Source organism: Paraburkholderia phenoliruptrix (assembly GCF_902859825.1).
Lineage (GTDB): Bacteria > Pseudomonadota > Gammaproteobacteria > Burkholderiales > Burkholderiaceae > Paraburkholderia > Paraburkholderia phenoliruptrix.
Genome location: NZ_CADIKB010000067.1, coordinates 1 through 18,166, shown reverse-complemented (window position 1 = coordinate 18,166; position 18,166 = coordinate 1). Strand labels below are relative to the sequence as shown.

16 protein-coding genes are annotated in these 18,166 nt (G+C 63.8%); 6 read left to right on the top strand and 10 right to left on the bottom strand.

Going from position 1 to position 18,166, the window contains the following annotated elements:
• Positions 1-305: hypothetical protein (locus tag HV711_RS31850; RefSeq protein WP_175145588.1), on the top strand; the 305-nt coding region annotated here is incomplete at its 5' end.
• 240 nt (positions 306-545) lie between these two features.
• Here HV711_RS31850 and HV711_RS31845 read toward each other — a convergent pair.
• The gene (locus HV711_RS31845) at positions 546-2,177 is read right to left on the bottom strand and encodes a tannase/feruloyl esterase family alpha/beta hydrolase (RefSeq protein ID WP_244142748.1); all 1,632 of its coding nucleotides are present in this window, start codon (positions 2,175-2,177) and stop codon (positions 546-548) included.
• A 50-nt stretch (positions 2,178-2,227) separates the two neighbouring features.
• A complete protein-coding gene (locus HV711_RS31840; RefSeq protein ID WP_013591634.1) occupies positions 2,228-3,334 on the bottom strand; it encodes an OpgC domain-containing protein in 1,107 nt (368 codons plus the stop codon).
• A gap of 363 nt (positions 3,335-3,697) precedes the next feature.
• Between HV711_RS31840 and HV711_RS31835 the strand changes: the two genes are divergently transcribed.
• Positions 3,698-4,897, top strand: coding sequence for an acyltransferase family protein (locus tag HV711_RS31835; RefSeq protein WP_035477044.1), 1,200 nt, complete (start codon positions 3,698-3,700; stop codon positions 4,895-4,897).
• Positions 4,898-4,977: 80 nt separating this feature from the next.
• Positions 4,978-5,253 (top strand): hypothetical protein, encoded by a 276-nt coding sequence (locus tag HV711_RS31830; RefSeq protein ID WP_035477047.1) that lies wholly within the window; start codon positions 4,978-4,980, stop codon positions 5,251-5,253.
• A gap of 51 nt (positions 5,254-5,304) precedes the next feature.
• On the opposite strand, the gene HV711_RS31825 is transcribed toward HV711_RS31830, so the two are convergent.
• Entirely contained in the window at positions 5,305-7,221 is a 1,917-nt protein-coding gene (locus HV711_RS31825) for an ATP-dependent metallopeptidase FtsH/Yme1/Tma family protein (RefSeq protein WP_028360330.1), read from the bottom strand.
• A 558-nt stretch (positions 7,222-7,779) separates the two neighbouring features.
• On the opposite strand from HV711_RS31825, the gene HV711_RS31820 reads away from it, so the two are divergent.
• Complete coding sequence (locus HV711_RS31820) at positions 7,780-8,394, top strand: ABC transporter ATP-binding protein (RefSeq protein ID WP_035477051.1); 615 nt, start codon at positions 7,780-7,782, stop codon at positions 8,392-8,394.
• A 105-nt stretch (positions 8,395-8,499) separates the two neighbouring features.
• Here the strand turns inward: HV711_RS31820 and HV711_RS31815 are convergent, their stop codons facing one another.
• From HV711_RS31815 to HV711_RS31805, 3 genes are all read right to left on the bottom strand, one after another.
• Positions 8,500-9,507, bottom strand: a complete 1,008-nt coding sequence (locus HV711_RS31815) for a zinc-dependent alcohol dehydrogenase family protein (protein ID WP_035477054.1) — start codon at positions 9,505-9,507, stop codon at positions 8,500-8,502.
• A 118-nt stretch (positions 9,508-9,625) separates the two neighbouring features.
• Positions 9,626-10,612 carry an O-fucosyltransferase family protein gene (locus HV711_RS31810; RefSeq protein ID WP_035477057.1) on the bottom strand — a complete coding sequence of 329 codons (987 nt, stop codon included), beginning with the start codon at positions 10,610-10,612 and terminating at the stop codon, positions 9,626-9,628.
• Between the two features lie 137 nt (positions 10,613-10,749).
• Positions 10,750-12,327: a tetratricopeptide repeat protein gene (locus HV711_RS31805; protein ID WP_035477059.1), complete on the bottom strand. Its 1,578-nt coding sequence runs from the start codon at positions 12,325-12,327 to the stop codon at positions 10,750-10,752.
• A gap of 242 nt (positions 12,328-12,569) precedes the next feature.
• Here HV711_RS31805 and HV711_RS31800 point away from each other — a divergent pair, with 242 nt between their 5' ends.
• Both HV711_RS31800 and copM read left to right on the top strand, forming a co-directional pair.
• A complete protein-coding gene (locus HV711_RS31800) occupies positions 12,570-12,773 on the top strand; it encodes a heavy-metal-associated domain-containing protein (RefSeq protein ID WP_028360335.1) in 204 nt (67 codons plus the stop codon).
• Between the two features lie 45 nt (positions 12,774-12,818).
• Complete coding sequence (copM, locus tag HV711_RS31795; protein ID WP_028360336.1) at positions 12,819-13,226, top strand: CopM family metallochaperone; 408 nt, start codon at positions 12,819-12,821, stop codon at positions 13,224-13,226.
• A 12-nt stretch (positions 13,227-13,238) separates the two neighbouring features.
• On the opposite strand, the gene HV711_RS31790 is transcribed toward copM, so the two are convergent.
• The 4 genes from HV711_RS31790 to HV711_RS31775 all read right to left on the bottom strand — a co-directional run.
• Entirely contained in the window at positions 13,239-13,712 is a 474-nt protein-coding gene (locus HV711_RS31790; RefSeq protein ID WP_035477062.1) for a hypothetical protein, read from the bottom strand.
• Positions 13,713-13,965: 253 nt separating this feature from the next.
• Positions 13,966-15,150, bottom strand: a complete 1,185-nt coding sequence (gene prpF, locus HV711_RS31785) for a 2-methylaconitate cis-trans isomerase PrpF (protein ID WP_035477066.1) — start codon at positions 15,148-15,150, stop codon at positions 13,966-13,968.
• A gap of 27 nt (positions 15,151-15,177) precedes the next feature.
• The gene (gene acnD, locus HV711_RS31780; protein ID WP_035477077.1) at positions 15,178-17,775 is read right to left on the bottom strand and encodes a Fe/S-dependent 2-methylisocitrate dehydratase AcnD; all 2,598 of its coding nucleotides are present in this window, start codon (positions 17,773-17,775) and stop codon (positions 15,178-15,180) included.
• Between the two features lie 219 nt (positions 17,776-17,994).
• A partial coding sequence (locus HV711_RS31775; protein WP_302479494.1) for a citrate/2-methylcitrate synthase occupies positions 17,995-18,166 on the bottom strand: 172 nt, incomplete at its 5' end.

Here is an 18,166-nt window from a genome sequence, read left to right as displayed (position 1 = left end):
CCGGCGCCGGCGGCTCGGGCGGTGGTAACGGAGTGGGCGCCGGCGGCGGCACCACGGGCGGCGCGGGCGGCACGGCAACACCGGGAGTCGGCCCCGGCACGCTGAAGCATCCCGGCGATTCCGGCTATGGCTCACCCGGCGTGACCGGCACCGGCGGCGGCATGGGAACGGGCACCGGCGCATCGCCGAACAGCGCCACGACGAAACGTTCGAATAGCGGCAGCATGAACAACGGTATGCGCGGCGGCACGAACGGCACCAATGGCACGAATGGCACCAACGGCACGATGCAGAACGGCCAGTAAGCGAAGGACGGCGTTCGCGCCTCGAGCATCTGCTTGAAATCGAGGCTCCACAGCGCCTGAAACACGGACGGCGGCGCCGCATGACGGCGTCGCCGTCCTTTTGTTCTCCATCTTTGCCGACCGCGCTGCACGGTACTGCATGCGGGCTTGGCGTCGATGGTGGATTTTGCAACCGTTCCCAGGTAAAGCAGACGTGCCTGCCCGCAACGCAGAATCAGACCTGATCGCTACGGCTCGCCGTCACGGCTCCGCACAAACAAAGCTGCTCGCCAGATTCACATTGCCCTTGCCCACATAGCGCGGAAACAGCGGATAGCGGCACAACGGGCGCGAGCGTCCATTGGTCGCTGCGGCGATGTCGGTGGCGATCAGCGTTTCCGGCGACGCGCCGCGCGTCACCCAGCGATCCAGCGCGCCAAGCAGATCGACGGACGGCACGAACGCGCCGCTGCCGTGCTGAAATCCCGGCACCATGTACAAGCGCATGAAACGATCGACCTCGTCGACACCATAACGGTCGACGAGCGCCTCCCGATACGCAATGGTCTGATTCGGGCTGATGACTTCGTCGGCGAGACCTTGCAGCGTAATCAGCTTGCCGCCGCGCGCCATGTAGCGCGCGAGGTCCGTGTTCATCGCGCCGATGGTCTGTGAAAGCGCCACCAGTTGCGCGCGATATTTGCCGGGATGCTGCGGGTCGAACCGGAGCGAGTCGAAGTACGCGTCGCGCGCCACGAAGTAGCGCACATAGCCGTCGCCTTGCGCGAACAGATAACCGTTGGCGAAAAACTTCGGCACCGCAAGCCGTTGCGCCTGATGCCCGAGGCCGAGCGAGCCATTCAGATGCGTGCCCTGAAAAACGTTGTAGCCGCGATAACCGCTCACATCCCAGGCGAGCCTGTAAGGCAGCGACAAGCCGTCGCGCAGCACCATCAGCGTGGCGAGTTGCGCTTCGGTGAGGCACTCGTCGCGTGACAGCGCGTTGCCCGCGCAACGCAACGAGTCGACGATCTCCGTTTCATGCGCGCGGCATGCGGCCACGTCGCTCACAATGCCGTCCGCTGCCCCGTCGAGCCGGTCGCAGACAGCCAGCGTTCGCTGATACACGCGCTCGAGCAGAAGCGGCGGGATGAAGCCGCCCGGCGTCGCATACTCGGCCTGCCCCACCTTCACGCCGATCAGCCGCACGCCCGAAAAATTGAGCGCCGGCGAATTGGCGATCACCCCGTCGTAGTCGTCGGGAAAGCGCTGTATGACCGTGTAGCCTTCGCGGCCGCCCGTCGAGCCGCCCGCGAAATACATGCGCTGCGGCGGCCGGCCATAGGCGCGCGCGATCAGCGCAAGCGCCGCGTCGTGCGTCTTCTTCAGATGCGCATAGCCGAAGTTCGTCACGGCTTCGTCGACGAGGCCGAACACCGCGAGCGACGAATCGCCGACATGTCCCGAATCGTCGCCGAAAGTCACATAGCCCTGTGCGAGCGGCGCGCGATCCGGTGAAAACGGCATGACGCCGGTGCCGCTCACGACCACGCCGTTGTATCCGCCGCCGCCGACCTGCAGCGCGCGGCCGTTCCAGTGGCGCGGCAAATTCAGGTCGAAGCGGATGTCGGGCGTGGTCGGCTTGAGCGCCTTGATGCGCCCCGTGATGCGGCAGTATTCGCCGCCCTGCTGATTGCCCGGCGCGGTGGCCCCGACCATCGACGCGCTTTCGATCTGCGCGCCCGCTGTGGGCAGTGCGATCAGTTCCGGCGGCAGGACGGCGCCGGCGAACTCGGCACAACGCATGGAAAGCGGCGCTTCCTTCTGCGCAGCGAGCGCGCTCTGCGTGGTCAGAACGAGCCACGCGCCGGTCAGCACGGTGAGATGTGCCATGGCGCGCATCCGCAAAGCTCGCGCGAGAAACAGGCGACGCGAACCCGCCGTCATCCGCAACGCGCCCCGCTCGCAGCCGCGCGCGGCTGCTGTGCTTTCCATCCGTGCCAGCCGCGCGCCAGAATCAGCAGCGCGCCGATTGCCACGAAGTCGCCGGCGAGTCCCAGCAGCACGCCACGAAAGCCATGAAACGTGTGCGGCGTCGCGGTATCGACGATCAACGACACGAGCGTGCCGCCGACAAAACACACGAGCCCGGTGCGGCCCACGGTGACGACGGCGGGCAGGCGCTGCGCGAGCCGGGCGATGCTGCCCACGCGCACGAGCCGCGCGGCGAGCCAGGCAATGACGATAAAGTTGATCACGCGGTCGACGGAAAGATTCTGTTTAAGGGCGCCGGGCAAAGGCTGCGTCAGCACGAAGAGTTTAACGGCGGCAAAGGCGAGCACGGCGACGATGGCGGCCCACGTGAACCAGCGAGCCGTCTCGCCTGCCTGAAAACGCTCGCTGATGGGCGCAAGCCGGCACACGATACCAAGGACGAACATCAATTGCCATGCAAACGGATTAAAAGCCCAGTTGGCCATGTCGTCAATGCTGAGCAGCACGGCGAGCGGCCGGGCGAGCCACCAGACCGCCGCGCTCAGCGCCAGCGCCGCCACCCGCGAGCGCAATGCGAGCGGCACCACGGCGGGCACGAGAAGCGCGTAAAACATGTACATCGGCAACACGCTCGACAGGTACGGTTGCCGGCGCAACACCGCAATGTCCAACGTCTGCTGCAGCGGCTGCGCCGCGAACGGCCACCAGCCGGTCAGATCGACCATCGCGTGATTCAGGTGCAGCAAGGCGAGCACTGCGCCGGAGAGCAGCGTGAGCAACGCGGTCAACAGATACGCGCGGTAGATTTCCCAACAGCGCCGCACGAAGCGCAGATTAGCGGCCTTTTCGCCGCGAGCCGTCAGCACTGCCGTGTACGCCGCCGCCGACGCATAACCGCCGAGAAACACGAACACTTCCGCGGAATCGCACAGCGCGTACGCGTGCAGCATGAGGTGGGAAAGCGTGCTGCCGGGCATGTGATCCAGCACGATCACGATCAACACGACCCCGCGAAAGAAGTCCACTTCGACGGAGCGTCCGCGGCGAATGTCCATTCGTGTTCTCGCAGGAAAGTTATCCAGCAACACGCCACGATATAACTTTTCAAGGGGCGCCGTACGATGAATCGATAAGCGCTGACAAGCAGCCTGTCATCACCGGCAATTCGCTGGCAATCTGAAATCCCGCTGTCGGCATGCGGTAATCGTCGGGCGCACGCATCGCCATCACGGAAAGTTTTGCGGCTTTCGCGCGCATTCGCGAAGGCATCCGGTAATTGCCGCCGAAAAAATTCTTTGCGCTCCGGTCCGCGATTTTTTTCGCTTTTTTTCATCGTACGATGAATTCAGGCATGACCGTCGGCGTTTCATCTGAAGGGCCGCGCCGCGCGCATCGCCTTCGCATTGGAAGACGCTCACATGAACAACAGAATTGCCGGCTTCGACGGACTGCGCGCCATTGCAGTCCTCATGGTGTTTCTGCAACACCGGCTATTCGGCGACATCGGCGAAATAGGTCATCTCGGCGTATGGATCTTCTTTGCGCTCAGCGGCTTTCTGATTATCGGCATTCTGTCGGCACAACGGCAGCGTATCGAGCAAAGCGGCAGTGGCTTTGTCGCCGAGCTCAAGCGTTTTCTGTTTCGCCGCACGCTGCGCATTTTCCCGATCTATTACCTGATGCTGACCGTAATGGGCGTGCTCATGCTTTTCGGCATGGCGAGTCAGGAGCTTGCGAGCGGCATGCCGTTTCACTTCGCTTACCTGTCGAACTTCTGGATCGGCTGCGTGCTCCATGAGTGGCCCGGGCGCTACTCGCATTTGTGGAGTCTCGCTATCGAGGAGCAGTTTTATCTCGTGTTTGCGCCGCTGCTATTGCTGCTTGCCGCGCGGCGGCACCTCGTCGTGTGCGCGCTGACGGTCGTCGGTGGACTGATTTCGTTATGGGCGATGCGCGCCGCGCATTGGCAGGAAATCACCGTTTATACGCATCCGTTGAGCAACTTCTGGCTATTGGCGTTCGGCGGAATGGGCGGTCTGTTGATCGCGCGCAACGCAGGCGATGTACGGGGGTGGCTCGGCCACGGCGCGACACTGTTTGGCTTGAGCCTTTGCCTCGTGGGCTTGTGTGCAAGCGAACCGGCGTGGAGCGAACTCCAGAGTCCGCTGCTCTTTACTGGTGTGAACGCGGTGTATGGGCTGTGCATCGCGGCGCTCGTGGGTTCTATCGCGTGCTGCCGCAATGCGGTCGTCATGGCTCTGCTCGAAACGCGCTGGCTGGCGGGCCTTGGCCGCATCAGCTACGGCTTTTATCTGTATCACAACCTGATCCCCGACCTGACCCGCAACCGTCATGCACAGGCGCTGTTCGGCGGAGCAGTGCCGCTATGGGCACACGTGATGGGCATTGCGGCGTCGTTCGCGATCTCGCTCGGACTTGCGCTGCTGTCGTGGCGGATGATCGAGGCGCCCATTCTCCGCCTGAAGACGCGGCGCGTGCCGGCGGCGAACGCGGATTGCGCATCGGTGCACGCGGCCACGTTCGCTGCCGCGGAGCCGCACAAGGCGCGCGACACACCTGCGCTGACAGACGAAGGCGCCGCATCGGATGCCGCCTGAAGCGGCGCAATTCGTCTAACCTTGGGGTGGCACAGGCATTGCTGAATTGCATGCATGACTATCACCACCGGAGATGCGCCGTGGCCACCCAGCCAGCTAGCCCGAACCAACACGACCAGCAACCCGGCAACGAGCCGGATGAAACGGCAGACCCCGGCGGTCCGCCCACCGATATTTCGAAGCCCGTCGGCGATGCCATTCCGACACCGGTCGAACCCGGCCTCGATCAGCCGCTGCCGGAAAAAGGCGAAAACCCGCCATCCGAGGAGAGTGACAAAGAAGCGAAGCGCGAGCCCTTGGGCGAGACTGACACGCCGCCTGGCGTTCCACCGCCCGGCCCTTCTGATTTTGCGTAGCGCAGAGGCCGCTATTGCAACGTCACGCCGTCACGCCGTCACGTCATTACATTAAGCGGCTTCCGGCTCGGGCTCCTGTTCGTGCACGATCTTAAGCGTGCTCTTGTGCTCCTTGATCAGCCGGTACACCGTCTCGCCCGGCACGGTCTCGTGTTCGAGCAGTTCGTCGGCAATCTCACGCAGCACCGGCTCATACGCATGCAGCAGGTCGTAGCATTGCTCGTTCAGCTCCTTCAGCAGCACGTTCGCCTGCTCGATCGCGCCCTTCATCTGAAGACCCGCGTATTGCGAGGGCAGCGCGGCGAGGCTGAACAGATTGCCGTCGCTGTTAAAGCCGAACTTCGACACCATGTCGAGGCTGATGCGCGATGCCTCCTGCAAGTCGGAAGCCGCGCCGCTCGATGCTTCGGAGAACGCAAGAATCTCAGCGTTGCGGCCGCCGAGCAGCACCTTCACCTCGTTGCGGATCTCGGTCTCGCGATACAGATGCTTGTCCTGCGCCTTGGTGATGAGCGCGACGCCGAGCGCGCCGCCGCGCGGCAGAATCGTGACCTCTTCGAGCACGCCGGTGCCGAGCAGCGCGGCCACGAGACCATGCCCTGCTTCGTGCACGGCGATGCGCGTGCGCTCGTCCTCGGTCAGGGCGCGCTCCGCGCCGCTCACGTCGCCGATACGGGCGATCTTGATCGCCTCGATAAAATGCTTGGCCGCGATTTCCTTGTCGCCGGCCTTGCGCGCCACGAGCCCCGCCTGGTTCACGACCATCGCGACGGTCGCCGGAGACAGACCCGTGGTGAGGCGTGCGAGCTGGTCATAGTCGATGTCGGCTGCCTTCGCCTTCAGCTTCTGTGCGTAGAAGCGGAAAATCTTCGCGCGATCCTCGCGGTCCGGCAGACGAACCTGTACCGTGCGATCGAAACGCCCCGGACGGCGCAATGCCTCGTCGAGATTGTCCGGATGATTCGTGGCCGCGACGATGATCACGCCTTCGTTCGAAGCGAAGCCGTCCATTTCCGCGAGCAGCTGATTGATGATGCGGTTGCTCTCGGCTTCGACAGGACCGCCGCCGGTATCCGTCCGTTTCGCGAGTCCGTCCGCTTCGTCGATAAAGATCACCGTCGGCGCATTCTTGCGCGCCATTTCAAACAGATGCTTCACCTTCTGGATGCCCACGCCGTAGTACTTCGCGCTGAAATAACTGCCGGTGATCGAGATGAAGTTCGCCCCGCATTCGCCCGCGAGCGCCTGCGCAAGCCGCGTCTTGCCGACGCCGGGGCCGCCCACCATCAGGATGCCGCATGGCGCCCGCACGCCCATCGACGTGAATTGCTTCGGGTTCGACAGGTAGCCGCGGATGTCCGCGAGCGCCGCCTTCGCTTCGCCGGCGCCGATTACGTCGTCGAAACGCAGCGTGGGCGCCTTGCTGAGCAGCGTCGCGCCGCCGCGCATTTCCCGGCGCATGAACCACACCATGCCGCCGATCAGCACCAGCGGCAGCAGCAGACTGATGATGTCGCGCGTCTGGTCGAACAGCTGAAGCCAGCGCGAGCCGCCCGTGCGAATGTCCGCGTCGGGCAGCCAGACAAGTTGATACGAAGCCGCCTCGCCGCTTTTCGGTTCGCCGAGCAGAAGCGCGTGCGAAAACGTCGCATCATGGTCGGTCACGAAGTATTTGGAGCCGTCGCGCTTCGACACGAGAATCGCGTTGGGACTCACGCCGATTGCCGCGACCTGGGCGTCGTGAATGTCGCGCAGCATCTGCGACGCGTCTTTCTCCTCGCGCGTCCACGCGGACGTATCGTGACGCATTTGATTCGCGACGCCGGTCAAAGCCGGAGCGGACTGCGCGGTGCGCTGCTGGTGATGCCAGAAACTGAATGCGAGTACCAAGGCAATGAGTGCCGACACGGCTGCAATGGCGATTTTGCGCGCCCGTGTTTTCCCAAGCGAATTCTTTCCCGGCTTCATGAGTCACTTCCAAAAACGGGCTCAAGCGAGCCCCTAATACATATCGAATCAGCGGATGAGCGGTTGGGAGAGGAATCGGCCATTGCGACGCCATGCCTGCAAGGAAGAGAGGACACCCAACCATGCGTCCCTTTTAACCAGCCGCATATGAGCCAGTATGCCCCGCGGCTGCTTCTTCCAAATCGCAGAAAAGGCCTGTTTCTACCGCTTATCCCGTCGTTTGAAGAGGCGGAATATAGGGCGCGAGCGGCGCATGAGATGCGGTAGAAAACTGCTCCGCCGCACAGTTTAGCAGCGTAAAAAAGGCCGCGTATTCTGTAGACCTATCATTTTCACCCTGCCCTATTTGTTGCAGCGACGATGACGCACCGTTGCCTTCGTCGGCCAGCGCGTGCGCAGGCGCATTCGGGCCGGGCCGCGAGGCTGTATTGGAACGCCCGCGCGGATTTTTGTTACGCTTCGCCATCCCGTTGCTGCGGCGCTGCGCGGCGCTGCGGGAAAGCGCTTGGCTTATGCTGCTGTGGCGCGCGACGAACCATATCCCACTTCTCACGACTTATGCTTCGATTCGAAAACCTCAGCAAGCGTTATGGCGAGCGCATCGTTTTCAAGGGACTGAGCCACGACTCGGCAACCGGATGCGTCGCGCTTAACGACGAGTCGGGCAGCGGTAAATCTACCCTGCTCGCCATGCTGGCCGGCGCCCTCGCGGCGGATTCCGGCGAGGTGTGGATTGGCGGCCGCTCGCTGAGCACCGCGCCCGCCGCCGCGAAGGCGCTGCTGACTTATGTGCCGGAGGATTGCGTGCCGTCGCCCGATCCGACCGGCCGGGAATACCTCGAGCGCGTGGCGGCGGCGCGCAACACCACGGTGAGCGAGGAGACGCTCGCGCTCGCCGATCGCTTCGGGCTCACGCCGCATCTGGAAAAGCGCTTCGAGCAGATGTCGTTCGGCACGCGCAAGAAGTTTTTCCTGACCTCGGCTGTGATCGGCGAAACCAGCGTGCTGATTGCCGACGAGCCTGTCGGCGGACTGGATGCCGCCGCGCGCGCCGTGCTGGTTGATCTCTTCAAAACGCTCGTGCACACGCGCACGGTGTTTTTCTCCAGCTACGACGAAGCGTTCACCGACGCATGCGCGGCGCGGCGCATCGCATTCGCGGACCTCGCATAGCGCGGCTGAACGCAGGCATGTGAAGCGCGCGCCGCCAGACTGGAGACGCGAAACGAGAGACGCGACGCACGGAGCGAGCATTGCGCCCCGCCGCGCCACGCCCACTCAGACCGCCACGCAAATCTTCCCGAAGTGAGCGCCTGACGCCTCGTGCCTGAAGGCGTCCGCCAGCTGAGCGAGTTCGAACGTGCTGTCGATCACTGGCTTGATGCCGGTCGTTTCGAGCGCGCGGATCATCTCGCGCTGCTCCTGCCGGCTACCGACAATCAAACCTTGCAGCCGCTGCTGCCGCGCCATTAGCGCGGCGGTCGGCACCGGACCGGCGCGCCCGGTGAGCACGCCGATTAGCGCAATATGCCCGCCGATGCGGCAGGCCGTGATCGATTGCGGCAAAGTGCCGGGACCGCCCACTTCGATCACATGATCGACGCCTCGGCCGTCGGTCAGCGCGCGCACCGCCTTGCCCCATTCCGGATTGGCGCGGTAGTTGATCGTATGGTCGGCGCCCAGCGCGCGCAGCTTCTCCAGCTTCGCGTCCGATGAAGACGTCGCGATCACCGACGCGCCCATGGCCTTGGCCATCTGCAAACCGAAGATCGACACCCCGCCGGTGCCGAGCACCAGCACCGTGGCGCCCGGTTTCATCTGGCCGTCGACCACGAGCGCGCGCCAGGCGGTAAGTCCTGCCGTGGTCAACGTCGCGGACTCCGCGTGGCTATAGCCTTTCGGCGCCTGCGTGAAGTAGTGGCTCGGCAGCACGACGACCTCGCGCGCATAGCCGTCGACGCCGTCACCGGGCGTGGTCCTGAAGTCGCCGATAGTGGGCGGCCCGTTTTCCCAGAACGGGAAAAAACACGACACCACATGATCCCCGGCCTTGAATCCGTCGACACCCGCGCCGACCGCCTCGACCACGCCCGCGCCGTCCGCCATCGGAATGCGCCCCGGCTCGGCGGGCAGCACGCCGCTCACCACGCCATAGTCATGGAAATTCAGCGAGCTGGCGTGAATGCGAACCCGAAGCTGGCCTGGTCCGGGCTCGCCTGGATCGTCCATGTCGACCAGTTGGAGCGTGTCGACGCTGGCGGGCGAACCGATCTTGACGGCATTCATGTCGCGACTCCTTGTGATGTGCGCCGGCGCTCCACGCGCGCCGCGTGGCCCAAGAATATCGCAAGCAGCTTGCGCCTGTCGGCGAGCGCGGCAGTCATGCGCCGCGCCTTGGTGCCGGTCAGGCGGCTTTCTCCTGCATCTCCTGCTCTTCGGGTGCTTCCCGCGCCTGCTGTTCCAGCCACAGGCGGCTGTCCGGAAACCAGAACGCGTCCGGCCGCGGCGGCGCCACGAGTTTGACGGCAAGCGCCGGATTGAAGATGCGCGACCAGGCCGACAGGTAAGACGGCGTCTTCACCAGATGGCCGCAGCGCGACAACAGCAGGCTAGAGATCAACGCCTCGCGACCCATGTCGAGCCCCGGAAAGCCGCTGAAATGAATCGGCGTCGCGCCGCACGCCAGCAGCCTTGCTGGTGCGACGCTCACCGGCTTGCCGAACGGCCACGCGGCGAAGTAATCGAGAAAGCCTGCTTCGTCGCTGGACACGAAGACGTGGGTCAGGTGCGGATTGTCCGCGAGCGTGGCTTCCACATGCCGGCAGAAGTCTTTCCACGAAACCGGCATGGCTTCAAGCGACTTGTCGGTACCGCGGAAGTGCGCGCCGAGTGTGGACGCGCCGATATGAAGATCGTCGCAGATCGCGTCGACCTCGCGCATGACGTGACCGGCCGGCCGATAGTACGCGAAGAACAGTTCGCTCGCGCTATCCAGTTCTAGCAGATGCTCATAACGCTGACGAAAACCGAGTTGCACAAGATCGCAAACCGTGGAGGTTCTCAGCTTGCGTGTGTGCGGCAACGCGGCCGCGGCGTGCACGGGTTCGAAAAACGCGGCGAACCAGTCGACCCGGCCTTCCGCGTCGCCATACAGGCCGCCGCGCGCGCTGATTCGAGGCGTCAGGCATTTCTCTTCGCAAAACATCAAGATGAACAAAACCATCTGCATGACGGAGAAAAAGCCGGAGTTCTCCTTGATTTCGATGGCGAATACGCCCCGATTGAGGCGCTGTTTCGCATGAAGCGAAATGCGCCGAGGGGTGGCGACCGAATGCTTGAATCTCTCGCTTCGACGGATCTGCTTCGCCCTGTCGACAACTTTTCCGAACATGTCCGGGCCCTCTCTTCGTTGGTTGGTTTTTTAACGGCAAGCGACTGCAAATCGACAAAAAGAAGACAACGCAAACGACGCCCGACAATAGCACTGTCAAATCCTCCCTCAGTAAGTTCGACGCGGCGTTGAGTTCGCTAGCGCACAAACGACCGGTAGCTTGTGCCGAGTGGATAACGCTGCTTCAGTTCCTCCTCGACGCGCTCGAGCACCTCGGCCCAGTTGCCGCGCTGCGACTGCGTGAACAGGCGCACCGCCGGATACCACGGGCTGTCATCGCGATCGCGCAGCCAGCGCCAGCAACCGGCAAAGCGATTGAGCAGCCACACCGGCTTGCCCATGGCTGCCGCCAGATGCGCGACTGACGTATCCACCGAGATCACGAGATCGAGATTGTCAATCATCGCCGCCGTGTCCGCGAAGTCCTCGACGTCGTCCATCCAGTCGACGAGGTAAGGTTTCGCCGCGGCGCCGGGGCGCTTCGCGAGGTCGTCGGCTTTTTGCAAGCTGATCCACCGGACCGGCACGGACGCGAACAATGGCGCGAGTTGCGCCGAGTTCAGACTGCGCGCACGGTCTTCGGTCAGGCCCGAGTGACCGCCGGCCCACACCACGCCGACGCGCGGCAAGTCCGGCTGGGGCAGCGCTTCCAGCTTCGCGCGCCAGTTGGCCGAGCGCTGCGGATCCGCCCAGAGATACGGCGTGGCGGGAATGGTGTCGAGGCGCGTGCCGAAGGCGAGCGGCAGCGACATCAACGGGCATTGCCAGTCCCATTTGCTGAGGTTCGGCATGACGTCGTCGAGCATCACGAGACCGGGCCAGCGCGCGCATAACGACTCTTCATACAGACGCCGCAACGGCGGCGGGCAGATATAGCCCACCTGGGCAAACCGTTCGAGCGCGAGCGGCAGATAACGCACGAATTGCACACTGTCGCCGTGACCCTGCTCGGGCAGAACGAGCAAGCGCGCGCCGCCCGCCGCCGGACCGTGCGCGCTGCCGGGGAACGCCGGACGCTCGCCCCGCCATTGCGGCAACGGCAGCTGCGGCGCCTCCTCTGCACGCTGCCCGTTGGCATCGACGAAATTGACCCAGCGGTCCTCGAAGTAGGGCCACGCCTCCTCGTAGCGGCCGGCCGCGAGCAGCACCTGGCTCAGGCTCGCGCGCGCGCCGCGATTTGCCGGGTCGAGCGCCATGGCTTGCCTGATGTGCCGCTCCGCTTCGCTCAACGAGCCGAGGTCTTTCACTACCACGCCGAGGTTCGCGTGCGCCTGTGCATAATCCGGCGCCAGTTCGATCAACCGCCGATAGACCGGTGCGGCTTCGTCGGCACGCCCTTGCAACTGCAGCGCCGCGCCCAGGAAGTAGTGAAGCGCGAGCGAATCCGGCTGATGCGCGAGCCCCGCCCTCGCCGTTTGCACGAGGCTCGCGAACATGCGCAGCTTGATCTGGATCTGGCACAGCATGTCGAAGAACGGTGGCTGCGGCTCCACCTCGATTGCCCGCTCGATCCAGCGCTGCGCGAGGGGCAACTGATCCAACGCGAGCGCCACCAGTCCGCGTGCATAGAGCGCGCCCGCGTGAGCCGAGTCATGCACGATGATTCGATCGAGAAGCGCCTGCGCGGTGTCGAGCCGGCCTGCGACACGCGCCTCCTCGGCCTCGTGGAACCAGAGCGAGATAGTTTCAGATGACACCGGAGATGGGCTTGGCATGATCGCAACAAGAGTCTGCGTTGATGAACGGTGGTGGTCCTGAAGGCGCAATGCGCGAACGCCGCCTTGCGCTGAGCGGCGTCGATTATCGATGTCGCGCACGGCCGCTTGTGTAGGACCGTTCCCAATCGCGAGCGCAGATTGGCGTCAGCAATAAAAGTAAAAACGCTCCGATACAGACTTGACCTTACCCCCATGGGAAGGTCCAAGATCGACATGAGATTTGTCTCAGGAGATGGGCAATGAAAACGGAATTAGCGGTGGAGGACATGTCCTGCGGCGGCTGCGCCAGGTCGATTGCACGCGCGGTGGCCGGCCTCGATCCGGCTGCGGCGGTCGATGTCGACGTGTCGACGAAAATCGTCACGATCACATCGACGCTGCCGGCCGCGCAATTCGTCGAGGCTATCGCGGCGGCGGGATTTCATCCGTCGGTGAGACACTGATGTCGTTGCGTAATGCTTAAGAAAAATTTTTAACGGGAGTCGACTATGAAGAAGCTTCGTGCTTTTCGCGCTTTTCGTGCGTTTTGCATATTCGGCGGCGTGGCATGCGCCGTCGTGGCCGCGCCTGTGTATGCGCAGCACACGGCGTCCATGCCCGGCATGGACATGGCCTCGTCAGCCGATGCCGGCGCGGGCGACTCGACGCCCGCCTTCAAGGCCGCCGACGACAAGATGATGAAAGACATGAGCGCGCCGGCCTACACGGGCAACGCCGACAAGGACTTCGTCGCCCACATGATCCCGCACCACCAGGGCGCGATCGACATGGCACAGGTCGAGCTGAAGTACGGCAAGGACCCTGAACTCAAGCGCCTCGCGAAGAACATCATCAAGGCGCAGCACGACGAAATCGGCTTCATGCAACGCTGGCAGGCGAAGCACGGCGCGAAGTAGCGCTCACGCGGATCAGTGTTGCGTGCTGTGCGAGCCCGAGCCGCCTTGCAGCGGGTCGTCGCTTGACGGAGTGTCCGCCGGCGCCGCGGCGTGACGGCTGGCCGGCGCGCCGGACAACTGCGTTGCGATCGAGATGTCCGCGGCCGCGTGCAGCAGGCGCGCCGCGCGGCTTGCCGTGATGCGCTTCCTCGCGACGCCCTTCGAATCAAGCGCTATCACCTGGAACAGTTCGCGGTCGCACGCGAGTTCCCGCCGGTACTGCTCTGCGGTACTGACGAGCAAGTCGAGCATGGTTTGCTGCCGGCAACGCTCTTCGGTTGTGACGGCAGGATTCCTACCTATCGTGGATGCAAGCGCGATCAACGTATCGAGCTTGCTCGTCTGCCGGTCACAGAGATGGAAAGCCGACAGGGCGAGCTTTTCGTACTGGAGAGCATCGACAGGCGGGCGAGAATCGGCTTGCGACTGCTTTTTGTTCTTACTCATTGTGCGATCTCTCTAGGACTTGGTGGGTCGCCCGGCGTTCCGTTGATGGAGGGTGCGCGCTTGCTATCGCAGGCTGTCGGCCTCGTCATGCATTTCTTCGAAGGGCTAACGATTATAACGACGGAGAGTCGCAGTCCGTACAACCAGGCGGGCTAAATGGACAAGGCGCTGGCATCGCCAGATTAATCCGTTGACCTTACCAATAGCGAATGCCCAACGCCACAGGGCACATGAGAGAGATTCCTGTCGCGTCTTACACCGCCCCCGCCCTCACCCACCCCTCCATCAGCACCCGCGCACTGCGGCTCATCACTGCCTTCTTCACCGCCCATTCGCCCCCCACGAGCGCCGCCTCCGCTCCCACACGCAGCGTGCCCGACGGATGCCCGAACCGCACCGCCTCGCGCTCGCCGCCGCCGGCCGCCAGGTTCACCAGAGTGCCGGGAATCGCCGCGGCCGTGCCGATGGCCACCGCCGCCGTGCCCATCATCGCGTGATGCAGCTTGCCCATGGACATCGCGCGCACCAGCAAATCCACGTCGCCCGCCTTGATCGGCTTGCCGCTCGACGACACGTAATCGGCCGGCTTTGCGACGAACGCGATCTTCGGCGTGTGCTGGCGCGTCGCGATCTCGTCGAGATGCCTGATCAACCCCATGCGCAGCGCGCCGTGTGCACGAATCGTCTCGAACATCGCGAGCGCTTTTTCGTCGCCGTTGATGGCGTCCTGCAACTCGGTGCCCGTGTAGCCGATCGCTTCCGCATTCACAAAAATGGTCGGAATGCCCGCGTTGATCATGGTCGCCTTGAGCGTGCCGACGCCCGGCACTTCCAGATCGTCGACGAGATTGCCCGTCGGGAACATCGAGCCGCCCGCGCCCTCTTCTTCCGCGGCCGGATCCATGAATTCCAGTTGCACTTCCGCTGCCGGAAACGTCACGCCGTCCAGTTCGAAGTCGCCGGTTTCCTGCACCGCGCCGTCAGTCATCGGCACGTGCGCGATGATCGTCTTGCCGATATTCGCCTGCCAGATGCGCACAATCGCCACACCGTCGCGCGGAATGCGGCTCGCGTCAACCAGACCCGCGCTGATCGCGAACGGTCCGACCGCCGCGGACAGATTGCCGCAATTGCCGCTCCAGTCGACGAACGGCTTGTCGATCGACACCTGTCCGAACAGGTAATCCACGTCATGGTCCGGCTTGCTGCTTTTGTCGATGATTACGGTCTTGCTCGTGCTCGAGGTTGCGCCGCCCATGCCGTCGATCTGCTTGCCATACGGATCCGGGCTGCCGATTACGCGCAACAGCAGCGCGTCGCGCGCGGCGCCGGGCATTTGCGCCGCGTCGGGCAAATCCTGCAGGCGGAAGAACACGCCCTTGCTCGTGCCGCCACGCATGTAGGTGGCGGGAATCCTGATTTGCGGTTTATGCGTCATGAAAAGTGTCCTGAAACAAAATCGTGCTCAAGCCGCCGCCTGCGACGACTCCAGAAAGTCCTGCGCAAAGCGCTGCAACACGCCGCCGGCTTCGTAGATGGAAACCTCTTCAGCCGTATCGAGCCGGCACGTCACCGGCACTTCGACGCGCTCGCCGTTCCTGCGCTGAATCACGAGCGTCAGATCCGCGCGGGGCTTGCGTTCGCCGATCACGTCGAAGGTCTCCGTGCCGTCAATCGCCAACGTAATGCGGTTCACGCCCGGCTTGAATTCCAGCGGCAACACGCCCATGCCGACCAGGTTCGTGCGGTGAATGCGCTCGAATCCTTCGGCGACGATCGCTTCCGCGCCCGCGAGGCGCACGCCCTTTGCGGCCCAGTCGCGCGACGAGCCCTGACCGTAGTCGGCACCCGCAATCACGATCAGCGGCTGCTTGCGCTCCATGTAGGTTTCGATGGCTTCCCACATGCGTGTGATCTTGCCCTCGGGCTCGATACGCGCGAACGAACCGACCTTCACCTTGCCGTCTTCGACCACCATCTCGTTCTTCAGGGTCGGGTTCGCAAACGTCGCGCGCTGCGCAGTGAGGTGATCGCCGCGATGGGTTGCATACGAATTGAAGTCCTCTTCCGGCAGGCCCATTTTTGCGAGATATTCGCCCGCTGCGCTGTCCGGCAGGATGGCGTTCGACGGCGACAAATGGTCCGTCGTGATGTTGTCGCCGAGCACCGCGAGCGCGCGCATGCCCTTTAACGTGCGCTCGCCGGCGAGCGCGCCTTCCCAATAGGGCGGGCGGCGAATGTACGTGCTCATCGGGCGCCAGTCGTAGAGCGGGTCGGCCTTGTCTTCGGTGTCGACGGAAACCGCGAACATCGGCTCATACACCTTGCGGAACTGCTCGGGCTTCACGCTCGAAGCGACAATCGCGTCGATCTCTTCGTCCGACGGCCAGATGTCCTTCAGCGTCACCGGCTTGCCTTCGGCGTCCACGCCGAGCACGTCCTTTTCAATGTCGAAGCGAATCGTGCCCGCAATCGCATACGCGACCACCAGCGGCGGCGACGCCAGAAACGCCTGCTTCGCAAAAGGATGAATGCGGCCGTCGAAGTTGCGGTTGCCCGACAGCACGGCCGTCGCATATAGATCGCGCTCCACGATCTCTTTCTGGATGGCCGGATCGAGCGCGCCCGACATGCCGTTGCACGACGTGCACGCATACGCGACGACGCCGAAGCCGAGCTGCTGGAGCTCCGGCAGCAAGCCGGCTTCCTGCAGATACAGCGTGACGGCTTTCGAACCCGGCGCGAGCGACGTCTTCGCCCACGGCTTGCGCGTGAGTCCGCGGCGGTTCGCGTTGCGCGCAAGCAGCCCGGCGGCAATCATGTTGCGCGGATTGTTGGTGTTCGTGCAGCTCGTGATCGCCGCGATGATCACGGCGCCGTCCGGCATCAAACCCGGCTCGTTCTCGACCTTGCCGCTGATGCCGCGCGACGCCAGCTCGGACACCGGCAAGCGCCGATGTGGATTCGACGGCCCGGCAAGCGTGCGCACCACCGTCGACAGATCGAACCTGAGCACGCGCTCATAGTCCGCTTGCTGAAGGCTGTCGGCCCACAAGCCGGTTTGCTTCGCATAGGTTTCGACGAGCTTCACGAGTTCGTCGTCACGACCCGTGAGCTTCAGATATTTGATGGTTTGCTCGTCGATATAGAACATGGCGGCCGTGGCGCCGAATTCCGGCGCCATGTTGGCGATGGTCGCGCGGTCGCCGAGCGTGAGCTTCGCCGTGCCCTCGCCGAAAAACTCCAGGTAGGCGCCCACCACCTTTTCCTTGCGGAGAAATTCGGTCAGCGACAGCACGACGTCGGTTGCGGTGATGCCTTCGCCGGGTTTGCCGGTCAACTCCACGCCGACGATATCCGGAAGCCGCATATACGACGCGCGGCCGAGCATCACGCTTTCCGCTTCCAGCCCGCCCACGCCGATCGCGATCACGCCGAGCGCGTCGACCATCGGCGTATGCGAGTCGGTGCCGACGAGCGTATCGGGAAACGCGACGCCGTCCTTCACCTGCACGACCGGGCTCATGCGTTCGAGGTTGATCTGATGCAGGATGCCGTTGCCCGGCGGAATCACGTCGACGTTCCTGAACGCGCGCTTCGTCCAGTTGATGAAATCGAAACGGTCTTCGTTGCGGCGATCTTCGATTGCGCGATTCTTCGCGAACGCGTCCGGATCGAAACCGCCGCATTCCACCGCCAGCGAGTGATCGACAACGAGCTGCGTCGGCACGACCGGATTCACGAGTGCCGGGTCGCCGCCTTGCGCCGCGATGGCGTCGCGCAGGCCGGCCAGATCGACGAGCGCGGTCTGGCCGAGAATGTCGTGACACACGACGCGCGCGGGAAACCACGGAAAGTCCAGTTCGCGTTTGCGCTCGATAATCTGTTTCAGCGACGCGACGAGCGTCACCGGATCGCAGCGTCGCACGAGATTTTCAGCGAGCACGCGCGACGTGTACGGCAGTTTGTCGTAGGCGCCGGGCTGGATCGCGTCGACGGCGGCGCGCGTGTCGAAGAAATCGAGTTCGGTGCCGGGAAGGCGTTTGCGATAGGCAGTATTCATGGCTTGGCGACGATCGGTAATGAAGCGCAAACAGAGGCGGCGAGGCGTATCCGGCGCGCCGTAGAGGCGGCGTGAGCCGGCATTCAAACGAGGCGTTTTAGTAGTCTAGCGTAGCGGGCGGCTGCAAAAGCGCGCCCCTGGTTTGGTCAATTTGCGAACCAGGAGCCGGATTCATCGCGCCGCGGTCTCGTGACGCGATCCGCGGCGCGGCGAGCAACCTCACACGCGTTTGGCGAGCGGCACGAACGGCAGATCGTCGGGTCCGGTGTAATTTGCGCTCGGGCGGATGATCTTGTTGTCGATACGCTGCTCGATGATGTGCGCGCTCCACCCCGCCGTGCGCGCGATCACGAAGAGCGGCGTAAACATGGCCGTTGGCACGCCCATCATG

Excerpts from the sequence above, each read along its gene's own strand:
- HV711_RS31845 (WP_244142748.1), bottom strand. The coding sequence starts at position 2,177 with ATGGCACATCTCACCGTGCTGACCGGCGCGTGGCTCGTTCTGACCACG.
- HV711_RS31840 (WP_013591634.1), bottom strand. The coding sequence starts at position 3,334 with ATGGACATTCGCCGCGGACGCTCCGTCGAAGTGGACTTCTTTCGCGGG.
- HV711_RS31835 (WP_035477044.1), top strand. The coding sequence starts at position 3,698 with ATGAACAACAGAATTGCCGGCTTCGACGGACTGCGCGCCATTGCAGTC.
- HV711_RS31825 (WP_028360330.1), bottom strand. The coding sequence starts at position 7,221 with ATGAAGCCGGGAAAGAATTCGCTTGGGAAAACACGGGCGCGCAAAATC.
- HV711_RS31820 (WP_035477051.1), top strand. The coding sequence starts at position 7,780 with ATGCTTCGATTCGAAAACCTCAGCAAGCGTTATGGCGAGCGCATCGTT.
- HV711_RS31815 (WP_035477054.1), bottom strand. The coding sequence starts at position 9,507 with ATGAATGCCGTCAAGATCGGTTCGCCCGCCAGCGTCGACACGCTCCAA.
- HV711_RS31810 (WP_035477057.1), bottom strand. The coding sequence starts at position 10,612 with ATGTTCGGAAAAGTTGTCGACAGGGCGAAGCAGATCCGTCGAAGCGAG.
- HV711_RS31805 (WP_035477059.1), bottom strand. The coding sequence starts at position 12,327 with ATGCCAAGCCCATCTCCGGTGTCATCTGAAACTATCTCGCTCTGGTTC.
- HV711_RS31800 (WP_028360335.1), top strand. The coding sequence starts at position 12,570 with ATGAAAACGGAATTAGCGGTGGAGGACATGTCCTGCGGCGGCTGCGCC.
- copM (WP_028360336.1), top strand. The coding sequence starts at position 12,819 with ATGAAGAAGCTTCGTGCTTTTCGCGCTTTTCGTGCGTTTTGCATATTC.
- HV711_RS31790 (WP_035477062.1), bottom strand. The coding sequence starts at position 13,712 with ATGAGTAAGAACAAAAAGCAGTCGCAAGCCGATTCTCGCCCGCCTGTC.
- prpF (WP_035477066.1), bottom strand. The coding sequence starts at position 15,150 with ATGACGCATAAACCGCAAATCAGGATTCCCGCCACCTACATGCGTGGC.
- acnD (WP_035477077.1), bottom strand. The coding sequence starts at position 17,775 with ATGAATACTGCCTATCGCAAACGCCTTCCCGGCACCGAACTCGATTTC.